Source organism: Paenarthrobacter sp. C1 (genome assembly GCF_049315185.1).
Lineage (GTDB): Bacteria > Actinomycetota > Actinomycetes > Actinomycetales > Micrococcaceae > Arthrobacter > Arthrobacter nicotinovorans.
Genome location: NZ_CP186052.1, coordinates 3,347,479 through 3,366,605 on the forward strand (window position 1 = coordinate 3,347,479; position 19,127 = coordinate 3,366,605).

The following is a 19,127-nucleotide window of genomic DNA, read 5'->3' on the forward strand; positions in this document are numbered from 1 at the left end:
ATTCAAAACCGTAGAAGCAAATCACCGGGGGTGGCGGCATTGCGGCCGGTGTGTCGTGGTCGAGTCCGCAAATGACTGGAGATAAAGCTGAAAAGCCCTATGACCTGCCCGTTTGTCCTTTGAGCCATCTGCGCAAGAGACCCTCCGGGACTTCTTCGGAGGTCAACGCGAAGGAGCGATGGTCAGCCCACTGTCCGTTGATGTGCAGATACCTTTCCCGGTACCCTTCGTCGCGGAATCCGAGCTTTTCCACCACGCGCAGGCTGGGCCCGTTTTCGGGGCGGATATTGATTTCCATCCGGTGCAGACCCAACACGGTGAAGCAGTGGTCGGTGGCCATGGCTACAGCTGTGGGAGCGATCCCGCGCCCGGCCCGGTCTTTGTCCACCCAATAGCCAAGCGTGGCCATCATGGCCGATCCCCACACAATCGACGAGACCGTCAATTGGCCAACGATGGCGGGCTCCCGCGCGCCTGCCGTGCGTTCAACGATGACGAACGGCAATGCGGTGGACTGTCGGGCCTGCTCGTTCAGGGACGAAACCATTTGGCGGTAGCTGGGGAGGCGGCCACCCGGAGCCGGGTTGGACGCCTCCCACGGTGCCAGCCAATCACTGTTCCGGGAACGGACCTCGGACCATTCCCGCTTGTCGCGATAGCGGATGGGCCGAAGGGCCAGGTCTCCGCACTCCAGCGTTACCGGCCAGATCGCAGACCCGTACATCCGTGTTACTGGGGAAGCGTGGCGGTGAAGTTCGGCAGCCACTCGCGCAGCTCAGGACCAAGGTCTTCGCGTTCGCACGCGAGCTCGATGCACGCCTTCAGGTAGCTGAGCTTGTCGCCGGTGTCATAGCGGCGGCCGCGGAACACCACGCCGTACACGCCATAGCCTTCGCCTTCGCCGGCAGCCAGGACCTCAAGCGCATCGGTCAGCTGGATTTCGCCACCGCGGCCGGGGCCGGTCTGCTCCAGGACTTCGAAGACGGCCGGGTGCAGCACGTAGCGGCCAATCACGGCGAGGTTGGACGGCGCCTCTTCCGGCGACGGCTTTTCCACCAGCTGCTTGATACGGACGTAACCGTCCTCGCCGATGTCCTCGACGTCGGCGCAACCGTAAGCGCTGATCTTGGAAGGCTCGACCTCGATCAGGGCTACCACGGAACCGCCGGTCTTCTGCTGGACCGCAATCATTTCGCTCAGGAGGTCGTCGCGGGCGTCGATGAGGTCATCGCCCAGCAGGACGGCAAAAGGCTCGTAGCCGACGTGCTGCTTTGCACGAAGGACTGCGTGGCCGAGGCCGTTCGGGTCGCCTTGGCGGACATAGTGGATGTCGCCCAGGTTGGTAGCCGACTGAATCGCTTCCAGCTTGGCGGTGTCGCCCTTCTCAGCCAGGGTCGCTTCAAGCGCCGGAACACGGTCAAAGTGGTCTTCCAGGGCGCGCTTGCTGCGTCCTGTGATCATGAGGACGTCGTGCAGGCCAACCTTCACCGCTTCTTCGACGACGTACTGGATGGCGGGCTTATCGACCACAGGCAGCATTTCCTTCGGCATCGCCTTGGTGGCGGGAAGGAACCGGGTACCAAGACCCGCTGCGGGGATGACGGCCTTACGGACAGCGTTGTTATCGAGAGTCACCGGACTAATGTAACGGAAGGAAGAGAGCATCAGGTAAACCCCCCGCCGCGCGGGCCGCACATTTTATTGCCGGCAACACACAAGGAAACACTTTAACCGGACCCGACGAACCCCCAGGATTGGATACAGATGGCGTCGAAAGAAGACATCCGCCGCAACCGGCGGCTGTACAGAAGGGCCCTGACACCAGGGCAAATCGCTGATGCGGGCGAAGCGATAGCCCGGCACGGTTCCTCTTGGGCCAGCTCCGTCACGTCCGGAACACCGTCGTCGTTCGCGGTGTACGTGGGAGTCGCCTTCGAGCCGCCCACCATGCCACTGCTTGAAGCCCTCCACGAAGCGGGCCATGAAGTCCTGCTCCCCGTCTGCGAACCGGAACGGCAACTGAGTTGGGTGTATTGGACGCCGTCCACGGTCTTCACACGGTCCGCCTACGCTCCCATCGACGAACCCACCGGTGAGCGCTTGGACAGTTCAGTGGTCGCTTCGACGGCCGGAATCTTCATGCCGGCCACCGCAGTGGACCGGGACGGGAACAGGATTGGCCAAGGCGGCGGTTATTACGACCGACTCCTGCAGGGCCTGGACGCGTCCGGCCGGCGGCCGCCCACCATCGCGGTGGTGTACGACGACGATCTGTTGCCTTCAGGCTCCATACCCGCCGAGGCCTTCGATCGCCCCGTGCGGGAAGTGCTGACACCTTCGGGCGTTGTGGTTCTCGACAACGCAGCGGAGCCCGTCTGACTCCCGGTCATTTCCGGCGGGTTCCGGTTGGTGAGCTCCGGCACAAGTGCTGGCACACCTCAGGGGGACGGATGATAGAATTGGCACTCAGGCCCTGGGACTGCTAATGCGGAAGTTATTCGGCACGGCGGAGCAGGACCTGAACTTTGTCCTAAAGGAGGAACTCAGTGCCCACATACGCATACGCCTGCAAAGACTGTGACCATGCCTTCGACATCGTCCAGTCCTTCTCAGACAGCTCCCTGACAGAGTGCCCTGAATGCAAAGGCACGCTGCGCAAGAAGTTCAACAGCGTGGGCGTCGTCTTCAAGGGCTCTGGTTTCTACCGCACTGACTCCCGCGACGCCAAGGGCAGCACAGTATCCGCTGCGCCCACGTCACCGGCTGCACCCGCAGCTGCGGCCACGCCCGCTCCCGCACCGGCCGCCGCGGCGAGCTAGCTCCGGAACTTTTCCACATAGGCAACCCGGCCCCTGTTAGGCGGCCGGGGCTGCTGACTACCGTGGCGGCATGTCACACTCCGCCCGTAGCGCCTCCCTTGCCCATGCCGAGCGTTCAGCTGGAACAGCTGGACATGAACGGTTGCCGTACCACCCCTCGCCCTCCCCCAGGCGCTTTCCACGGGGGTTCGGCCGTGCGCGGCGCAACGGACCTCCAAAGCGAAAGCCCACACTCAGGGCGTGGCTTTCCCGCAACCGGCGGCTTTGCGTCGCGCTGCTTCTATGCCTTGCTGCCGGTCTGGCGGTACAGCAGCTGACTCCTGTGTCGGCCGCCCGGGTCAGCGTCCTGGTCGCAGCCCGTGATCTACCAGCCGGCGCGAGCCTGAAGGAGTCAGATTTCACCAGGGTCGATGTCGCAGCCGAACTGGCCATATCCGCGTGGGTGGATGACGTCGCGACCCTGGTTGGGCGCCAGCTGGCCTCTCCTTTGGGCAAGGGACAAACACCCACGGACTCAAGCCTCCTGGGCCCTGGCTTGCTCGCGGGCACTCCTGCAGGTTCCGCTGCCGTCCCCCTGCGCATGGCCGATCCTTCTTCCATCCAGCTTCTGTCGCCGGGGCAGCTGGTGACCGTTGTCCTCACAGCGTCCGGCAGTTATGACGAATCCCGCCAGAGCCAGGTTTTGGCTGGCCCTGTTCCTGTTCTCTGGACTTCGGCCCAGGGCGGCAAGGCCGGCGAATGGCTTGGCACCAGCGATACAGAAGGGCTGGTGGTGGTCGCTGCCAACCCCCAACAAGCAGAAAAGCTTGCCGGCGCATCCACGCAAGGCAAGCTTTTCTTTGTTCTGGTCAGCCCATGAAGCTGCTCAATCGCTCATCCCCAGTGCGGGGGCTTCTGTTCCTTCAACCACTGCTCGTGGTCATAGCCTGCTTCATCGCCCCATCTGCGGGGATCGTCCTCCGCGGCCTTGGTGGGGAGGATGCCGCCCGAGCTGTGCTTGGCAGCCGTCGGCTCGGCGGCTTTTTCAGCTGCCGTGTTGTCCGATCCACTGTTCTCCCCGGCAGAGCCGTCGGTGGAACCATTTCCTTGTTCCGTCATTGGTGCTTCTTTCCTGTCCCCTGTCTGGTCCCGCGTCCCCTTGGCATCCTCCTCGGGTTGGTGATCCGGGCCGGTGGCCGGGGAACGGGTGAACACAGGCTGAGCCTTGTCCAGATTCAATTGTTCAACATCCATGTCCAGGAAGCCATGCTGAGATGACTCGGCAGCCTTCGGAATGTGGTTTTCCAGTCCAAGGTAGGAACCGATGCGATCGGCGCAGGAGGACGGGTCCGTGAAGACTTCGATCGTCCACAGCGACATGTAACGCCACCCCATGCGCTCCAGCAGTTGAGGCCGCAGCCGGCTGCGTTCACGGACACTCATGCGCCGGTATCGTTCCGTGCCATCGGACTCGATGGCGACGGGCGTGGGAATTTCAGCACCTTCCCTGCCAATGGTGTGCACAGGATCAGCGGCTGCGGCTATGTCCAGCACACCGTCGTAAAGGTGCCAGACACGGGCGCCGCGGGCACGCAGTCGTTCGCCAAGATCCGCCACCAACGGGTCCTCGCCAAGTGCTTGCTCGCTGGCAACGGCACGGGATGCCGGGGTTCCGAGATTGCTGTTCCCCGAGAGCTCCCTGTCCAGCAACTCGTAGAAGTCCACTGCGCCGTGCGCCAGGCGATCGAGGTCGAGGTCCTCGGGCCGGAAGCAGCTCAGGACGTGCATGGAGCGCCGGGCCCTGGTCATGGCCAAGGCAAAGCGGTTACGCCCACCCTCAGTGGACAGCGGTCCAAAGGAGTGGAGCGCCCGGCCATGCGGGGTGCGTCCATACCCGAGGGAGAAGATCACATGGTCCCGCACCAAGCCCTGCGCGCGTTCCAGATCCACCACGCGGAAGGATTCGGGGCCGGCGGCGAAGAAGGAAGACAGCAATGGATGGTTCGGTAGTTGGAGCCTGATGGCCTCGCCGATCCTGGCAGCGTGGCGCAGGCTTGCCGTCACCACAGCCAAGCTGGTGCGGGGACGCAGCGTGGCATGTTCAAAGACAAGATCCACCACCCGGTTGACCTCGGCAGTGACGGACTCGACCCCCTCGTGATCGGCGCCCGGAAGGCCGGTGCCGTCAGGGATGTACTCCACAAGGATCGAGCGATCCAATCCCGTAACCGAGTTGCCGTCGGGCAGCCGCTTCAGGCCGCCGTCGTAGTAGTTCTTGCTCAGCTGCAGGATCAAGTCTTCATCCACTGCCCGATACACCCAATTCAACTGCCACGATGGCAGGACCCTGGCCAAGGCCTTGAAGGCACTCTCCACAGTCTCGTGGCTCGCGACTCCGGCAACCGGGGGTTCGACGGCCACGCTGAAGGTCCGCGCATTGGCAATCTTCGCGTCGCCGAAAGCAACTACCTGCCGTGCACGGGCGATCGCGGGAAGGACCGCTTGCAACGAGGTGGACTCAGCGTCGATGACCACAACGGCATCAAACTTCTGCTCAGCCGGCAGGACGCCGGTCAGCAGGTACGGGCTGACCGACCACACCGGGACAAGCAACGGCACGAGGTCCGGGGCTTGGGCGCTCAGCGCAGGCAGGGTAACCCGGCCGTCTTTCAGCAAGGCCCGCAGCAGTTCAGCCTGGCGAGGGTGCTCCACCAATCCCTGGCGCCACCTTTGGGCAAGCTGCCAGCGGAGCCGCGCAGCACCGCTGGCGATGTGGGCTTGGTCAGCAAGCCGGAATTCAGCTTCGAGGCGCCTCAGGGAGTCGCCGTCGGACATCGCAAGATAGTCGTCGCCGCTGATCATTGCTTCCAGCGCGGACTGCCACCAAGCCAGGTCCAGCTCCGCGGCCACCGAGGACGCAGGTACCTCCCGCTCCGCCAGATCCGCCAAAAGCTCCCCGAGGCCGTGCTCGCGCATTTCTTCAATGAGGAGCGTGCGTTCGGGCAAGGTTTCCAGCGTGGCGGTGTCGGCTACGAGCTGTTCCAAGCGTTCCATCAGCTCCGCGTAAGGCGTACCGTGGAGCGAGCCTCCGGCCGACGTGTGTTTCAGCGCCTCACCGAGGCGCCGCAGCTCAGCGTCCAGCTCCCGGTACAGTGCGCCGAGGTCGGCCAGGCCGGAAGGAACGGCCGGGTGCCGCTGCGTAGTGGCGTAACCGGCCCACAACGCACGCTGCTCCTGGACAAGGACCAGCGAGCTGTGGAGATCGGCGATATGAACACCGGGCCGCACATACTCCTTGGCGACCCGCCGCAGCCGGGACCGCTGCATGGAAGGCATCTCGATGTTCCGCTCGCGGCGCCATGCAGAACTGGCCGTTGCGGAGATCAAATCGTGAACCGGACGGTCAAAGATGTCCGGCGTGAACTTGTCCAGGCTCTCGCGCACGGCAATCAGGAGTTCGAGCTGCGCGCCCCACTCAGTAAAGGTTTCTCCCAGGCGGATCTCAGCGTGATCGGACACCTGTTTCATGCGGTCACGAAGGACAGGAAGTTTCTCAGCCGCCAAGCGGGCAAGCTGCTGCGCTTCCTCGGTTTCCTTACGGGTGACCAATCGGGCACCGTACCAAGGGCTGTTGGTCGAAGCCCGGCTGAAACTGCCAAGTTCGGCAGCGCGACGGAGCCGGGCCGCCAGCTCTTCCCGGTCCTTGATGTTGTCCAGGACACTGCGCTTCAAGCGAACTGTCGTGGAGGGTGCCGGATGGATCGAAGTCAGTTCAGCAAGTGACTGCATGGCCTGATACGGCGAGCATCCCCATCGTTCGCGCACGTTATGCAGGGAGGCGACATGGTCCATGAGGGCGTGCCGATGCCCGGTCAGTGTCTGGTGAAGGTTGCCGAGCTGGGGCTCAAGAGCCTTCTCGTTGCGCATGATGGCCCGGACCAGCTGGCCCTTGAGCTGCTGGGGGGTGGCTCCATTGCCTGGCCGGAACAGAAGCGAATCCAGCCCCAGTGATTCGAGGTGAGCGGAAAGCCCGGCAAGGCTGGACTGCCTGTCCCCCACCACCAGGACCGATTTTCCTTCGCACACCAGTGCGCCAATGGCGTTGATGGCAGTCTGCGTTTGTCCGCTGCCCGGGGGTGTGCTGACCACCAGGGAGTCTCCAGCCCGAACGGCGTCAACCACGTACTGCTGGTCCGTGTCGGCGTCGAGCAGGAGCAACTCTTCGGCCGGGTCACGGAGGTCCAAGCTGGGGAACCTGCCTGCCTTGATGGGTTCCGGCTCGATGTCGCCACCGTTGGCCGCCGTCGCCAAGGCCGCCACGGTGGGGTTGTTCAGGTTGATCCAAGGATCATCCAGGTTGCCCGACAGATCGGCCAGGGTTGTCACCAGGAGATTGAACTCAACCTCAGCGCCATGGATCGGCTGAACCAGCGTGGACAGGCGATCCAGGACGGGTTGCGGATCCAAACGTGCGGTGTTGTAAGCCATTCGCGCCACGGCATTGACGTCAAAGACGATGCCATGGACGGTCTTGAGGTGACGCACCAGGGCGGGATTCATCCGGGCTTGCTCAGTGAGCTGAAGTTCGAAGTCGTCCTCCCCCGGCCGGACCGTCAGGATGATGGACGTGAGCATCACGGGTGCGGAGACGCGCTGTGGCTTGCCGCCCACCGCAGAGGTCCACACCACGGTGCCGGCAGAAAGATACCCGGCTTCGATACCGCGGTCGTTGCTGAGTTCGAAAATCTTGGATCGGATATTGCGCGCCGCACGTGCCGCGACCAAGTACTGCTGGCGGTCCCTGATGAGCGTCGACAGGCGCGTCCGACGCCCTGCCAGCAACTGCGCCAGCCCCGAAGGGTGCGCGTTGCTGAGGTCAATGGCGCCTTCGGGCGTCTTGACGAAACGCAGCATAGTGTCTGCCCCGGTGACGGGTTTGAGACCAGACAGCCATTTGCGGAGCTCTTCGGAGCCCTCTTCCTGGCCTTGACCTACTGACACAACTTCTGCCTTCTTTTCTGTACTAGCTTTAGACGCCTTGGACCATACCGGCATACTTTCGAGGGTAGCGGGAATCCACGGCGAGCCCGCTCCGCAACGCTGTTCCGACGCGAAATTGCCCGGTTTTCACTGCAACATGTCAATCGCTCACCGGCAGGGAACTGCCGGAAAAGCACAGTGGCCGGCTTCCCGATGGAAGCCGGCCACTTAGAATGCTATTCCCACTCGATGGTTCCCGGTGGCTTGCTGGTGACGTCCAGCACCACGCGGTTGACCCCATCGACCTCGTTGGTGATGCGGTTGGAGATGCGCGCCAGGAGGTCGTAGGGCAAACGCGACCAGTCCGCCGTCATGGCGTCTTCGGAAGACACCGGACGCAGCACGATCGGGTGGCCGTACGTACGGCCGTCGCCCTGCACGCCAACGCTGCGGACATCGGCCAGGAGGACAACAGGCATCTGCCAGACGTCGTTGTCGAGGCCAGCGGCCGTCAGTTCGGCGCGAGCGATGGCATCGGCCTTGCGCAACAGATCGAGCCGTTCCTTGGTCACTTCGCCCACGATGCGGATACCCAGGCCGGGGCCGGGGAACGGCTGGCGGCCTACGATTTCCTGCGGCAGACCCAGCTGCGCGCCTACCGCACGAACCTCGTCCTTGAACAGGGCGCGAAGCGGCTCAACCAGCTCAAACTGCAGGTCGTCGGGGAGCCCACCAACGTTGTGGTGGCTCTTGATGTTTGCAGCACCCTCGCCACCACCGGACTCGACGACGTCCGGGTACAGCGTCCCCTGGACCAGGAACTTGATCTTCTCGCCTTCGGCAGCAGCCTGGGCGATGATGGCCCGCTCTGCTTCCTCGAAGGCGCGGATGAATTCGCGGCCGATGATCTTGCGCTTGGTTTCGGGATCGCTGACGCCGGCAAGAGCCGACAGGAAGCGTTCCTGCTCGTTGGCAACGTACAGGTTGACACCCGTGGCGGCGACGAAGTCACGTTCGACCTGTTCCGCTTCGCCTTCACGGAGCAAACCGTGGTCTACGAAGACACAGGTGAGCTGGTCGCCGACAGCACGCTGGACAAGGGCAGCGGCAACTGCGGAGTCGACGCCACCGGAAAGGCCGCAAATGACCTTGGAGTCGCCAATCTGCTGGCGGATGCGCTCCACCTGCTCTTCAAGGATGTTGCCGGTGGTCCAGTTGGGGCTCAGACCGGCGCCCTTGAACAGGAAGTTCTCCAGGACATGCTGGCCCAGAACGGAGTGCTTGACTTCCGGGTGCCACTGCACACCGTAGAGGCGCTTCTCATCGTTGGCGAAGGCAGCCACGGGGGCGCCGGCCGTCGTTGCCAGTACTTCGAAGCCCTCGGGTGCCTCGTGGACGGAGTCGCCGTGGCTCATCCAGGTGTTCTGGGACGCCGGGACGCCGTCGAGAATGGAACGTGCATCGCCCACCAGGAGCGCCTCGGTTGCGCCGTACTCACGCAGCCCGGTCTGGGCCACTTTGCCACCCAAGGCGTTTGCCATGGCCTGGAATCCGTAGCAGATACCGAAAACGGGAACCCCGGCCTCGAAGAGGTCGGCGCCTACGAACGGTGCGCCCTCAGCGTAGACGCTGGAGGGTCCGCCGGAAAGGATGATGGCTGCCGGGTCTTTGGCCAGAAGCTGCTCGGTGGTGAAGGTGTGCGGAACAATTTCCGAATACACATTTGCTTCACGGACGCGGCGGGCAATCAGCTGCGCGTACTGGGCACCGTAGTCAACAACCAGCACCGGCTTCTGGGAAGTCTGGGGTGCGGTGGGAGTAGTCACCAACCAAGACTACTTTGCCGGACCGCCCCCGCGCACGTTGACAAGGGCGGCCGGAGGCCAAAACGGGCACTCCCGTTAGGCATCTCACATCGGGAACGGCCAGTGGCGCCTAGTAGCGCTTGGAAGCCTGGGGATTGGCTGCCAGTTCCGCTTCCACCTGTGCGTGGAACTTCTTCTCCACAATGAAGGACAACAGCGGAATCACGCCGCCCAATGCCAGCAGGACCATCTTGGAGAACGGCCACCGCATCAACGACCACAAGCGGAAGTTGGAGACGAGGTAAACCACGTACATCCAGCCGTGCACGATCAGCACCGTGGTGGAGATGTTGAATCCACCAATGACGCCCTTGGGCTCGGATTCGGCAAAGCCAAAGCCAAAGGGCTGGCCCGTCACGGCGTTGGTTCCGCCGGCGAAGAGTGAAACACCGAAAACGTACCGGGCGATCAGTTCAGCGCACAGCAGGAGCAACATGGCACCAGTCAGGTAGGCCATGACTTTGTAGAACTTCAAGGCCGAACGGATCTGCGCTTCCGTCCCGCCGAACCGCCGCTTTTTGGGCTTTGGTCCTGACTGCTCAGGCTGGATGGCAGGTTTGGGCTCAATCATTGCTGCACCTTATGTTCTGGGTCGGGACTTGAAGGTTCGGTAGTTGCGGGCAAGGCATGGGGGTCTTCAGGAAACTCATCGTAGTAGTCGTCGTCCTCGTCGTCTTCGAGGTCCCGGCGGTAGTCATCACGCACCAGCCGCCACCAGATAAAGACGGAGAATCCGGCGAACACCACCCATTCCACGGCGTAGAAGAGGTTCAGCCAGTTGATCTGCTCTGCCGGTGGCTGCGGTGGAATATTGAGGGCCTTGACGTTGTCGCCCAGTGGGACGCTCACACCGCCAGCCACTTCGGATGTGGCCGCTATGAAACCGGGGTAGCTTGAAACATCCCAGCTGTTGATGAGTTCCGCGGTGGAGACCGCCGACGCGCGGCCCGGGCCGGCGTCGACATTTGGTACGGGCGCTTCGGACGGTATCAGGCGACCGGTCAGCGTAAGAGTGCCCGACGGCGGCGGGCCCGCTTGGGCGGCATCAGCCACCCAGCCGCGTGCTACGGGAATCCAGGTCTGCGGCGAGGCGGCGACACCCTTCAGCGTAGGAGCGCCGTTGACCTCGAAGGCCGTGACGATCCAGAAACCTTTTTGGTTGTTGTAAAGCCTGCCCTCGACCAGGACCTGCTTGCCTGGATCGTAGGAGCCGGTGGCGGTGACCATCTGGTCGGAAACAGAGCCGGGAAAGAACTGGCCCGGCTTCAGGACGTCGACCAGGGGTTTGACTTCTTCAGTGGTGGAAGCAGCAGGGCTCTCGTGCTGGGTGGACCGACTGAGCTGCCACTGGCTAAGCAGCACGAACACCCCGGACAACAGAAGCGCAAAGACCAGTCCTGCGATCCAGCGGGGTTTCAGAGCGGTTTTCAACACCCCTTAACCGTACTTCGTCCGGCTGTAGAACAACGAAACGAGGGCTGGGGCAGCCTAGAGGGGCACCAATCCTTAGTGGTCGAAGAAGACCAGGCTGGAGTTGATGAGCTCGGAAATCACTTCGGGATCGTGCGCACGGCGCAGGGACTCCCTGAATGATTCCTTGGAGAGGGAACGCGCAAGCGTGGCCAGAACTTCAAGATGGTCCGAGAAGGAGCTGGCCGGTGTGGCGATGAGGAGGATCAGTGTGGCAGGGCCGTCTGCAGCCCCGAAGTCCAGCGCATGGCCAAACTTGGTGACGCCTACGGCGATGGAGATCCGGTCCACGAATTCGCTGCGGGCATGCGGAAGACCGATTCCGCCGGGAAGCCCGGTGGCCAGCTGGTGTTCTCGCGAATGTACCTGCTCCAGGAAACCATCAAGGTCCGAGATCCGTCCGGCCTGATGGAGCTTTTGAGCCAACTGTGCTGCGGCGTCGATCTTGTCCTCGGCAACAAGTTCAAGAATGACCGTGTCCGGGGTGGTCAGTTCCGCATCATATCGGTCCAGTGGTTCAGCCAAGTCGTGTTCCCTCCATGTGGCCTCCCGGCCTCAACTCCCTGCGCCTGTCAGCGGAGGGGAACGATGTCATCCACTCCCATGCGCGCGGCATCCGCCGATTCGTCATCGGGTTGCTGCTGGCTGAGTCGTTCAGCCTCCACACGTGCAAGGTAGTGCTTGATCTCGCTTTCACGCTGAGCATCGCTCCAGCCCAGGATTTCTCCCATCAGCTTAGCCACTACGGGCGCCGCAGACACACCCCGGTCCCACGCTTCAATGGAGATCCGGGTACGGCGGGTCAAAACATCGTCGACGTGCCGAGCGCCTTCATGGGTTGTTGCGTAGACGACTTCGGCTGCCAGGTAGTCGTCGGCGCCCGGAAGCGGCTCGCCCAGTTCGGGCCTGTCGGAGATCGTGGCGAGGACTTCCGATGCCATGGACCCAAAGCGGTTGAGCAGGTGCTCCACGCGTGCCACGTGCACACCTGCTTGCTCGGCGGACCTCCCCCGCCGGTTCCAGGCCGCTTTGAATCCCTCCGCTCCCAGCAAAGGAATGGTGTCGGTGCAGCTGGAAGGGACACGCTCGTCCATGGCCCTCGTTGCTTCGTCCACGGCATCCTTGGCCATGACACGGTAGGTCGTGTACTTCCCACCGGCCACCACCACCAAACCGGGGACGGGGTGGGCCACTACGTGCTCGCGGGACAGCTTGGCGGTGGAGTCGTTGTCTCCGGCCAGAAGCGGACGGAGTCCCGCATAGACACCTTCAACATCTTCACGGGTCAGGGGACGCTTGAGTACCTTGTTGACGTGCTCCAGCACGTAGTCAATGTCCTTGCTGGATGCAGCCGGATGGGCCTTATCCAACGTCCAGTCCGTGTCGGTAGTACCGATAATCCAGTGCCGGCCCCAGGGAATCACGAAGAGCACCGACTTTTCAGTACGAAGGATCAGACCCACAGTGGACTGGAAGCGGTCCCGTGGCACCACCAGGTGGATTCCCTTGGAGGCACGGACCTTGAGCTGGCCACGGTCTGTGACCATGGCCTGCGTTTCGTCTGTCCACACGCCGGTGGCATTCACCACCTGCTTGGCCCGGATCTCGAAGACGCTGCCGTCCTCCTGGTTTTCCACCTTGGCACCCACCACGCGTTCGCCCTCCCTGAGGAAGTCGACCACGCGGACCCTGTTGGCCGCGTGTGCCCCGTAATGCGCCGCTGTCCTGACCAGGTTGACCACAAGCCGGGCATCATCGACCTGGGCGTCGTAGTAACGGATCGATCCCACGAAGGCATCGTCTTTGAGGCTGGGAGCCGCACGCAGGGTGCCGCGCCGGAAGAGGTGCTTGTGCATGGGGACACCACGGCTGTGGCCGGACGTCAGACCCAAGGTGTCGTACAGCATGATGCCTGCGCCCACGTAGGGGCGTTCCCAGAAACGGTGGGTCAGCGGGTAGAGGAACGGAACGGGCCGGACCAGGTGGGGTGCGATCTGCTGGATCAGCAATCCGCGCTCCTGCAGGGCTTCCTGGACCAGCCCGAAGTCCAGCATCTCCAAATAGCGGAGGCCACCATGAATGAGCTTTGAGGAGCGGGATGACGTGCCGGACGCCCAATCCCTGGCTTCGACGATGCCAACTGTGAGCCCGCGCGTGACCGCGTCCAGGGCAGCACCAGCGCCCACCACGCCGCCACCGACAATCAGGATGTCCAACTCCTTGCCCGGCTCGGCAGTGGCTTTCAGGACATCAATGGATGCGGCACGGGATTCCGGGCTAAGTGCCCCCGGAGAATTCACCTGCGGACCGCCTGCGACATTGCTCATCGGACCCCTCCTCAAACGCAACAGCTGGTAATCCCCTACCCTACTTGTTGCTCGTCGCCTTGGGCAGGGCTGCCGATGAGGTGCATCCGGACAGAATCCGGCAAAAAAGGACCCCGGGAGCAGCGTGTGGTCTGTTCCCGGGGCCCTCCTTCTGTTTTAGGCCTAGCCGAGGTACGGCGAAACGACGACGTCGACCCGCTGGAACTCTTTCAGGTCCGAATAGCCGGTGGTCGCCATGGAGCGACGCAGGGCACCAATGAGGTTGGAGGTGCCGTTGGTGTGGTGTCCGGGACCGAAGAGAACTTCTTCCAGGGGGCCAACAGTTCCAACGTTAACCCTGTCGCCGCGCGGGAGTTCAAGGTGGTGGGCTTCCTGGCCCCAGTGCCAGCCCTTGCCGGGGGCTTCCTCGGCCCGTGCCAGTGCGCTGCCCAGCATGACGGCGTCGGCGCCCATGGCAACTGCCTTGACGATGTCGCCCGAGGCGCCCATGCCGCCGTCGGCAATGACATGCACGTAACGGCCGCCGGACTCATCGAGGTAATCACGGCGGGCGGCGGCGACGTCGCTGATGGCCGACGCCATCGGCGAGTGGATGCCCAAGGCGCGGCGCGTAGTTGTGGTGGCACCGCCGCCGAAACCGACCAGGACGCCGGCAGCGCCGGTGCGCATGAGGTGCAGCGCCGGGGTGTATCCGGCGGCACCGCCGACGATCACGGGAACGTCGAGTTCGTAGATGAACTGCTTCAGGTTCAGTGGCTCGTGGTTCTTGGAGACGTGCTCGGCGGAGACTGTGGTGCCACGGATGACAAAGATGTCCACACCGGCGGCGAGGACGGTCTTGTAGTGCTCCTGGGTGCGCTGCGGCGTCAGGGAGCCTGCCACCGTGACGCCGGAGGCGCGGATCTCGGCAAGGCGGCTGGTAATGAGTTCAGGCTGGATGGGTGCCTTGTAGAGATCCTGCATGCGCCGGGTAACGGCAGGGCTCGCGGTTTCGCCGGCGAGCGCTGAGATCTCATCCAGCACGGACTGGGGATCTTCGTAGCGGGTCCACAGGCCCTCGAGGTCCAGGACGCCGAGGCCGCCCAAACGGCCCAGGGCGATGGCGGTTTCCGGCGACATGGCCGAGTCCATCGGCGCTGCGATCACCGGAATGTCGAACTTGTAGGCGTCGATCTGCCAGGAGACGGAGACGTCCTTGGGATCGCGGGTCCGGCGGTTGGGGACGATCGCAATGTCGTCCAGGGAGTAGGCACGACGCCCACGCTTGCCACGGCCAATCTCAATCTCATAAGTCACGGCTCTTACTTTACTGGACCCCTTGCCGAACCCCGATTCGGCAAATGGCGTGGGCACTTCACAATGCGCCAAGAAGACATTGAAAGCCCGGCCGGTTCCGGGCGCGCTGGCTACTTGCCGTGCGCGCCTGGCAGTTTCCACATGGGCAGAGGTGCCCATGGCAGGATCCCGGACAAATCCGATAGCCTGCGGAAACACACCACACCATGCAAGGGGGAACCATGGCGCCCGGATTCTACGGAGCCGACATCGAACAGCTCCGCTCGTTGTCCAAGCAGATGGGACAAGCCGGGAGCCGGCTCCAGAACCAGGAACTCCAGGTCAACAGCCTGATCACCAGCGTGGCGTGGAAAGGAAACGACGGCGAGCGCTTCCGACGCGAGTGGAGCAGCACCCTGCGCCCCATGCTGCACAAAGCCTCCCGTTCCCTGGATGACGCGTCCAAGATGCTCCGCACCCAGGCCGATGAACAGCAGAAGGCCAGTGCTGATGGCGGCGTTGCCGGCTTCGGACCGGGCGGATCTGGCGGTCCCGGCGGGTCTGGCGGACCGAACGTCCCACAGGTCCCCGGTAGCAATGGAAGCCGAGTCGCCCCCACCACTGGCTTGGAAGGCGTGCTCGGCGTCAGCGGCAGCCAGGGATGGTGGGCCGGAAACGCCCTCGTGACTGCCAACGGCGTGGTGGCGGACTCCATCCTGGCCCAGATGGCCAGGGGCGGATTGGTGACTGAACTGACGAGGTGGCCGTGGCTGAGTGCCCAGTACGGACAGGCTGCCGGCGCCGGGTATGTCAGGGGCACCCAACTGCTCAACGGCAGTTCGATGCTCGGCCGTGTCTCGGGGGCATTGGGCGTCGTGACCGGCGGGTTGCAGGTCTATCAAGGCATCCAGACGGGACACCCCGGAATGGCCGTGGACGGCGGCATCTCCGCTGCCCTGGCCGTGGGCAGTTTCGTCCCGGTTATCGGCCCTGCCTGCGCCATTGCCGGCATCGCCTGGGGTGGCCTCGGCCTGTTGGCCACCAACATGGGCTACGATTCCGCGTCTTCCATGATCGCTGACGGCGCGAAACATGTGTGGGAGGGAGCGCAGGACGCCGCCGGAGCGATAGCCGACGGCGCGAAGAAGGTCTGGGGATGGCTCACATGACCCCGCGACTTCCTAGACTGGACACAGAACCGCTCAAGAGAAGGCAGACATGACCACGCAGACCGAAGAAACCCAGGCATTGCTCATTACCGAACATGAGCTCATCGCACTTATTGCACTGGCTGGCACCGACGGCGCGCTGAGGTGCCAGACCCTCTTCCGCCTCGACCACGCAGCCGGGGCTCCCCTGGAACAGGCAGGGGTATCCACGCTGTTGGAGCGTGGGTTGATGAAGATCGAAAACGACGCACTCCAGCCCGTCGGCCCGGCTGCCACGGTGACAGCAGTGCTTGCAGATTCCACGTCGTGGCTGGAAACGGCCCTCGTGACCCCGTCGTCTGAACATGTCTCCTTCATGTTTGGCGCAGAGCAGGGCGCCCTGCTGCTCAACCTGAGCAGGTACGGCGTTCACGAGCTGCACCCCATTACGGGCTCCGAAGGCATGGTCACCACGGCCATCCAGATGGCCGACTACTACCTGAAGCAAGCACCGGACGGATACCCCGCGGCCGCCACAACGCGCCGGCACTTTAAGGACGGAACCTCCCGCGCAGTCCACGTCAAAGCGGAGGCCGACGGTTCCCTTTCCATCGCTGAAGGCGAGGGCGAAAACCTCGACTCGTCGGCCCTCGCGAGTGAGCAGCTCGATTCCCGGATCCGCGCAGGACTGGAGCAGCAGAACGCGTGAGCTACCAGTCCGGCCCCGCTCCACTTTTCCATTCCGACCGCCCCTTGGACTATTGGCTTTCCCCTGAGCTCTCCGCCATCACTCCGGCGAATGCGCGCTCCCGCCTGCGCGAAATCGCCGGCGCGCGCGGCGCCCACATGGGTGCCTGGGCTGCCGGGACCGGAATCGGAGCAGTCCTCGTCCTTTTGGGCGTCGTCCTCGCGGTCCGGCTTGGCACCTTCGCGACTATTGCCGCCCTCAGCCTTCCCGGCGCGGCAGTCGCAGTGCTCTGCGGCGTCTTCTACGTCCGGGTGCGGGACCGGTTGCCGCGGACAAGCCGTGCGCTGGTCAATCGTGGGCCCGGGAGCCTGCGGGGGGCGCTCTCCTTCGTGGCGTTTGTCCTGGTCGTCTTCGCGGGACTGTTCGCTTTCACGGCCAAACCCTCAACGTGGCAGGACCCCGGGACGCTGCTGACACTGGCAACGGTTTTTGCGTTCATGATCTTCCTTTTGGTGGCCGCGATCCTCGTCCCGGCCACCATCATGGGCCGTTCACGGGAATCCCTGCGTCGGAAAGCTGCTAGTGATCCACGCTTCCGGGCGCTTTTGGAACAGGATCTTGCCACCTGGCGCGATCCCGTGGGCAATGCCGGCTACGGGCCGCTCTAAGCCTCGGGACTCTCCCGGCTGGCCTCATCCACCGAAAGCTGGGACTCGAACATCCTGAAGTACCGTCCGCGGAGGGCCACCAGTTCCCTGTGCGTACCTTGTTCGGCGATTCGACCGTCCTCCAGCATGTAGACGATGTCCGCCTTCTCAATGGTGGCAAGGCGGTGGCTGATGGCGATGATGGTGCTGTTGCGATCGGCGAAGAGCCTCGTGAAAATCCGGTGCTCGGCCAGGGCATCAATGGCTGAGGTGGGCTCGTCCATCACCATGAATGAGGCGTCACGGTAGAAGTTGCGGGCCATTGCCAGCCGCTGCCACTGGCCGCCGGAGAGCCCGCTTCCCTTCCGCCCGCGTGGATCTTCCATCCAGTTGCTGACATGGTTTTCCAGCCCGTTAGGCAGCTTGTCGATGAACTCCATGGCCTCCGCGTCGGATGCCGCCTTCCGGATGCGCAGATCGTCCCGGGGCAAGTCGACGTCGCCGAGGTAGATGTTCTCTGCGGCCGTGGCGAACTCGTACTTCAGGAATTCCTGGCTCAGGACTGCCAGGTGCCGGTGCCAGCTGGTCACGTCAATTCCGGCCAGATCCTTCCCGTCCAACAAGACCTGGCCGGAGTCGGGCCGGTAGAGCCCGGCCAGAATCCGGATCAGCGTGGATTTCCCGGCGCCGTTCTCCCCCACGATGGCGATGTGCTGCCCCGCCTTGATGGTCATGGAAATACCCTTGATGACCTCGATGTCACTTCCCGTATAGCTGAAGCGGATATCACGCAGTTCCACGGTGGTGGGCGACACTTCCAAGGGTTGTTCGTTTCCGCTGGGCACCGGCAACGCCATGAAAAGCTCGTAGTCCTTCAGGTTGGCCAGGTCCTCGTCAATGGAACTGAGCGAGGACACCAGGTTGTTCGCCGTTGACAATGCACGGCTCACGATCTGCTGGACGTAGAGGAACTGACCCACCGGCTGGGCCCTGGCAATGATCTGCCCCACCACCCACACGAGCGATACCACTTCAGCGCCGTATTGCAGGGCGTCGGCAGCCAGCTGCTTGGGGATATACCGTTTCTGGAAGTCCAGGCGCCTGCGTTCGTCGGCATCCCTCAACCTGGAGCGAAGTTCCATGAGATAGCCGACAATGCCGTACAGCCGCATTTCAGCGATGTGCTGTGGCCGCAGCAGGTTCTGCTCGATCATCCGGCGCTGCCTGCGCGAATCCACCTGGGTGTTCCAGTGGGCGATCTGTTCACGCGACAGCTTGAACTGGAGGTAGACGCTGGGCACGATCGCCACCAGCACGATCACGGCAATCCACCAACTCACCAACAGCAACGCGCCGACGGCTAGAATCACCGAGACGAGCTGGGTGAAGATGGCCGCAATCCGGTCCAGGACCCGCGCATAGGAGTCGGAGAAACGCTTTGCGCGGTCGTAGAGATCCACGGTCTCTTTGTCGTCGTAGCGCCAGAATTCCAGTGCCAGGAACCGTTGGTACATCAGGTCGCCCACGATGGCGCCCACCTTGAAGCTCATCAGCTGCTGGATGTAGCGGTCCACACTGCTGAACGCACCCCAGAACAGGCCCAGGGCAGCTGTGATGACGACGTAAAGCACTGCGCGGGGGCCCGCGTCGGGGTCCCCTGCGTAGCCGGCAGCCAGGGCCGTGGTGGTCAACGCTGCAAAGTACGTGGTGACAAGCGGCAGGGTCGCTGAGATCACCGAGCCAAGGACTTTCATGATGACCGCCACCGGTGAGGCCTTGAAGCTCACCTTCAGGACCTGCCCGACGGCGCGTGCGTACGGCCGCAGGGCCAGCTTGCGGGGCGGCGCTTTCCCCGGTTGGCCCGGATTCAGCGGGATCGACTCCGGGTGCCGCGGTTGCGCGGACTTCTCTGACATGTGCCCAGCCTAT

General features: G+C 63.4%; 16 protein-coding genes. 6 read left to right on the forward strand and 10 right to left on the reverse strand.

Going from position 1 to position 19,127, the window contains the following annotated elements:
- Window positions 1-97: 97 nt before the first annotated feature.
- Both ACNAOU_RS15650 and galU read right to left on the reverse strand, forming a co-directional pair.
- Window positions 98-724: a GNAT family N-acetyltransferase gene (locus ACNAOU_RS15650; RefSeq protein ID WP_018776605.1), complete on the reverse strand. Its 627-nt coding sequence runs from the start codon at window positions 722-724 to the stop codon at window positions 98-100.
- A 5-nt stretch (window positions 725-729) separates the two neighbouring features.
- Window positions 730-1,665, reverse strand: a complete 936-nt coding sequence (gene galU / locus ACNAOU_RS15655; protein WP_018776606.1) for a UTP--glucose-1-phosphate uridylyltransferase GalU — start codon at window positions 1,663-1,665, stop codon at window positions 730-732.
- A gap of 99 nt (window positions 1,666-1,764) precedes the next feature.
- Between galU and ACNAOU_RS15660 the strand changes: the two genes are divergently transcribed.
- The 3 genes from ACNAOU_RS15660 (at window position 1,765) to ACNAOU_RS15670 (ending at window position 3,678) form a co-directional block, all read left to right on the forward strand.
- The gene (locus tag ACNAOU_RS15660) at window positions 1,765-2,379 is read left to right on the forward strand and encodes a 5-formyltetrahydrofolate cyclo-ligase (RefSeq protein ID WP_039242310.1); all 615 of its coding nucleotides are present in this window, start codon (window positions 1,765-1,767) and stop codon (window positions 2,377-2,379) included.
- Between the two features lie 167 nt (window positions 2,380-2,546).
- Window positions 2,547-2,819 (forward strand): FmdB family zinc ribbon protein, encoded by a 273-nt coding sequence (locus ACNAOU_RS15665; protein WP_018776608.1) that lies wholly within the window; start codon window positions 2,547-2,549, stop codon window positions 2,817-2,819.
- Between the two features lie 322 nt (window positions 2,820-3,141).
- Entirely contained in the window at window positions 3,142-3,678 is a 537-nt protein-coding gene (locus ACNAOU_RS15670; RefSeq protein WP_422757199.1) for an RcpC/CpaB family pilus assembly protein, read from the forward strand.
- Window positions 3,679-3,692: 14 nt separating this feature from the next.
- Here ACNAOU_RS15670 and ACNAOU_RS15675 read toward each other — a convergent pair whose 3' ends face one another.
- The 7 genes from ACNAOU_RS15675 to ACNAOU_RS15705 form a co-directional block, all read right to left on the reverse strand.
- Window positions 3,693-7,853, reverse strand: a complete 4,161-nt coding sequence (locus ACNAOU_RS15675) for an AAA family ATPase (RefSeq protein ID WP_422757200.1) — start codon at window positions 7,851-7,853, stop codon at window positions 3,693-3,695.
- 161 nt (window positions 7,854-8,014) lie between these two features.
- Complete coding sequence (gene guaA / locus ACNAOU_RS15680) at window positions 8,015-9,604, reverse strand: glutamine-hydrolyzing GMP synthase (RefSeq protein ID WP_026266989.1); 1,590 nt, start codon at window positions 9,602-9,604, stop codon at window positions 8,015-8,017.
- A gap of 109 nt (window positions 9,605-9,713) precedes the next feature.
- Entirely contained in the window at window positions 9,714-10,214 is a 501-nt protein-coding gene (locus tag ACNAOU_RS15685) for a DUF3817 domain-containing protein (protein ID WP_018776612.1), read from the reverse strand.
- Complete coding sequence (locus tag ACNAOU_RS15690) at window positions 10,211-11,077, reverse strand: SURF1 family protein (RefSeq protein ID WP_026266990.1); 867 nt, start codon at window positions 11,075-11,077, stop codon at window positions 10,211-10,213. Before ACNAOU_RS15690 ends, ACNAOU_RS15685 begins: the two co-directional genes overlap by 4 nt.
- Before the next feature lie 72 nt (window positions 11,078-11,149).
- Complete coding sequence (locus tag ACNAOU_RS15695) at window positions 11,150-11,638, reverse strand: PTS sugar transporter subunit IIA (RefSeq protein ID WP_018776614.1); 489 nt, start codon at window positions 11,636-11,638, stop codon at window positions 11,150-11,152.
- Window positions 11,639-11,685: 47 nt separating this feature from the next.
- Window positions 11,686-13,440 (reverse strand): glycerol-3-phosphate dehydrogenase/oxidase, encoded by a 1,755-nt coding sequence (locus ACNAOU_RS15700; RefSeq protein ID WP_018776615.1) that lies wholly within the window; start codon window positions 13,438-13,440, stop codon window positions 11,686-11,688.
- A gap of 162 nt (window positions 13,441-13,602) precedes the next feature.
- A complete protein-coding gene (locus tag ACNAOU_RS15705; protein ID WP_018776616.1) occupies window positions 13,603-14,736 on the reverse strand; it encodes a GuaB3 family IMP dehydrogenase-related protein in 1,134 nt (377 codons plus the stop codon).
- 221 nt (window positions 14,737-14,957) lie between these two features.
- Between ACNAOU_RS15705 and ACNAOU_RS15710 the strand changes: the two genes are divergently transcribed.
- Genes ACNAOU_RS15710 through ACNAOU_RS15720 form a run of 3 tightly spaced genes read left to right on the forward strand, consistent with a single transcriptional unit; the run spans window position 14,958 to window position 17,219 of the window.
- Window positions 14,958-15,884, forward strand: coding sequence for a WXG100 family type VII secretion target (locus ACNAOU_RS15710; protein WP_422757201.1), 927 nt, complete (start codon window positions 14,958-14,960; stop codon window positions 15,882-15,884).
- A 49-nt stretch (window positions 15,885-15,933) separates the two neighbouring features.
- Window positions 15,934-16,572, forward strand: coding sequence for a hypothetical protein (locus ACNAOU_RS15715; RefSeq protein WP_422757202.1), 639 nt, complete (start codon window positions 15,934-15,936; stop codon window positions 16,570-16,572).
- Window positions 16,569-17,219 carry a hypothetical protein gene (locus tag ACNAOU_RS15720; RefSeq protein ID WP_422757203.1) on the forward strand — a complete coding sequence of 217 codons (651 nt, stop codon included), beginning with the start codon at window positions 16,569-16,571 and terminating at the stop codon, window positions 17,217-17,219. Before ACNAOU_RS15715 ends, ACNAOU_RS15720 begins: the two co-directional genes overlap by 4 nt.
- Here ACNAOU_RS15720 and ACNAOU_RS15725 read toward each other — a convergent pair.
- Window positions 17,216-19,114: an ABC transporter ATP-binding protein gene (locus ACNAOU_RS15725; RefSeq protein WP_018776620.1), complete on the reverse strand. Its 1,899-nt coding sequence runs from the start codon at window positions 19,112-19,114 to the stop codon at window positions 17,216-17,218. The genes ACNAOU_RS15720 and ACNAOU_RS15725 overlap by 4 nt on opposite strands.
- Between the last annotated feature and the right edge of the window lie 13 nt (window positions 19,115-19,127).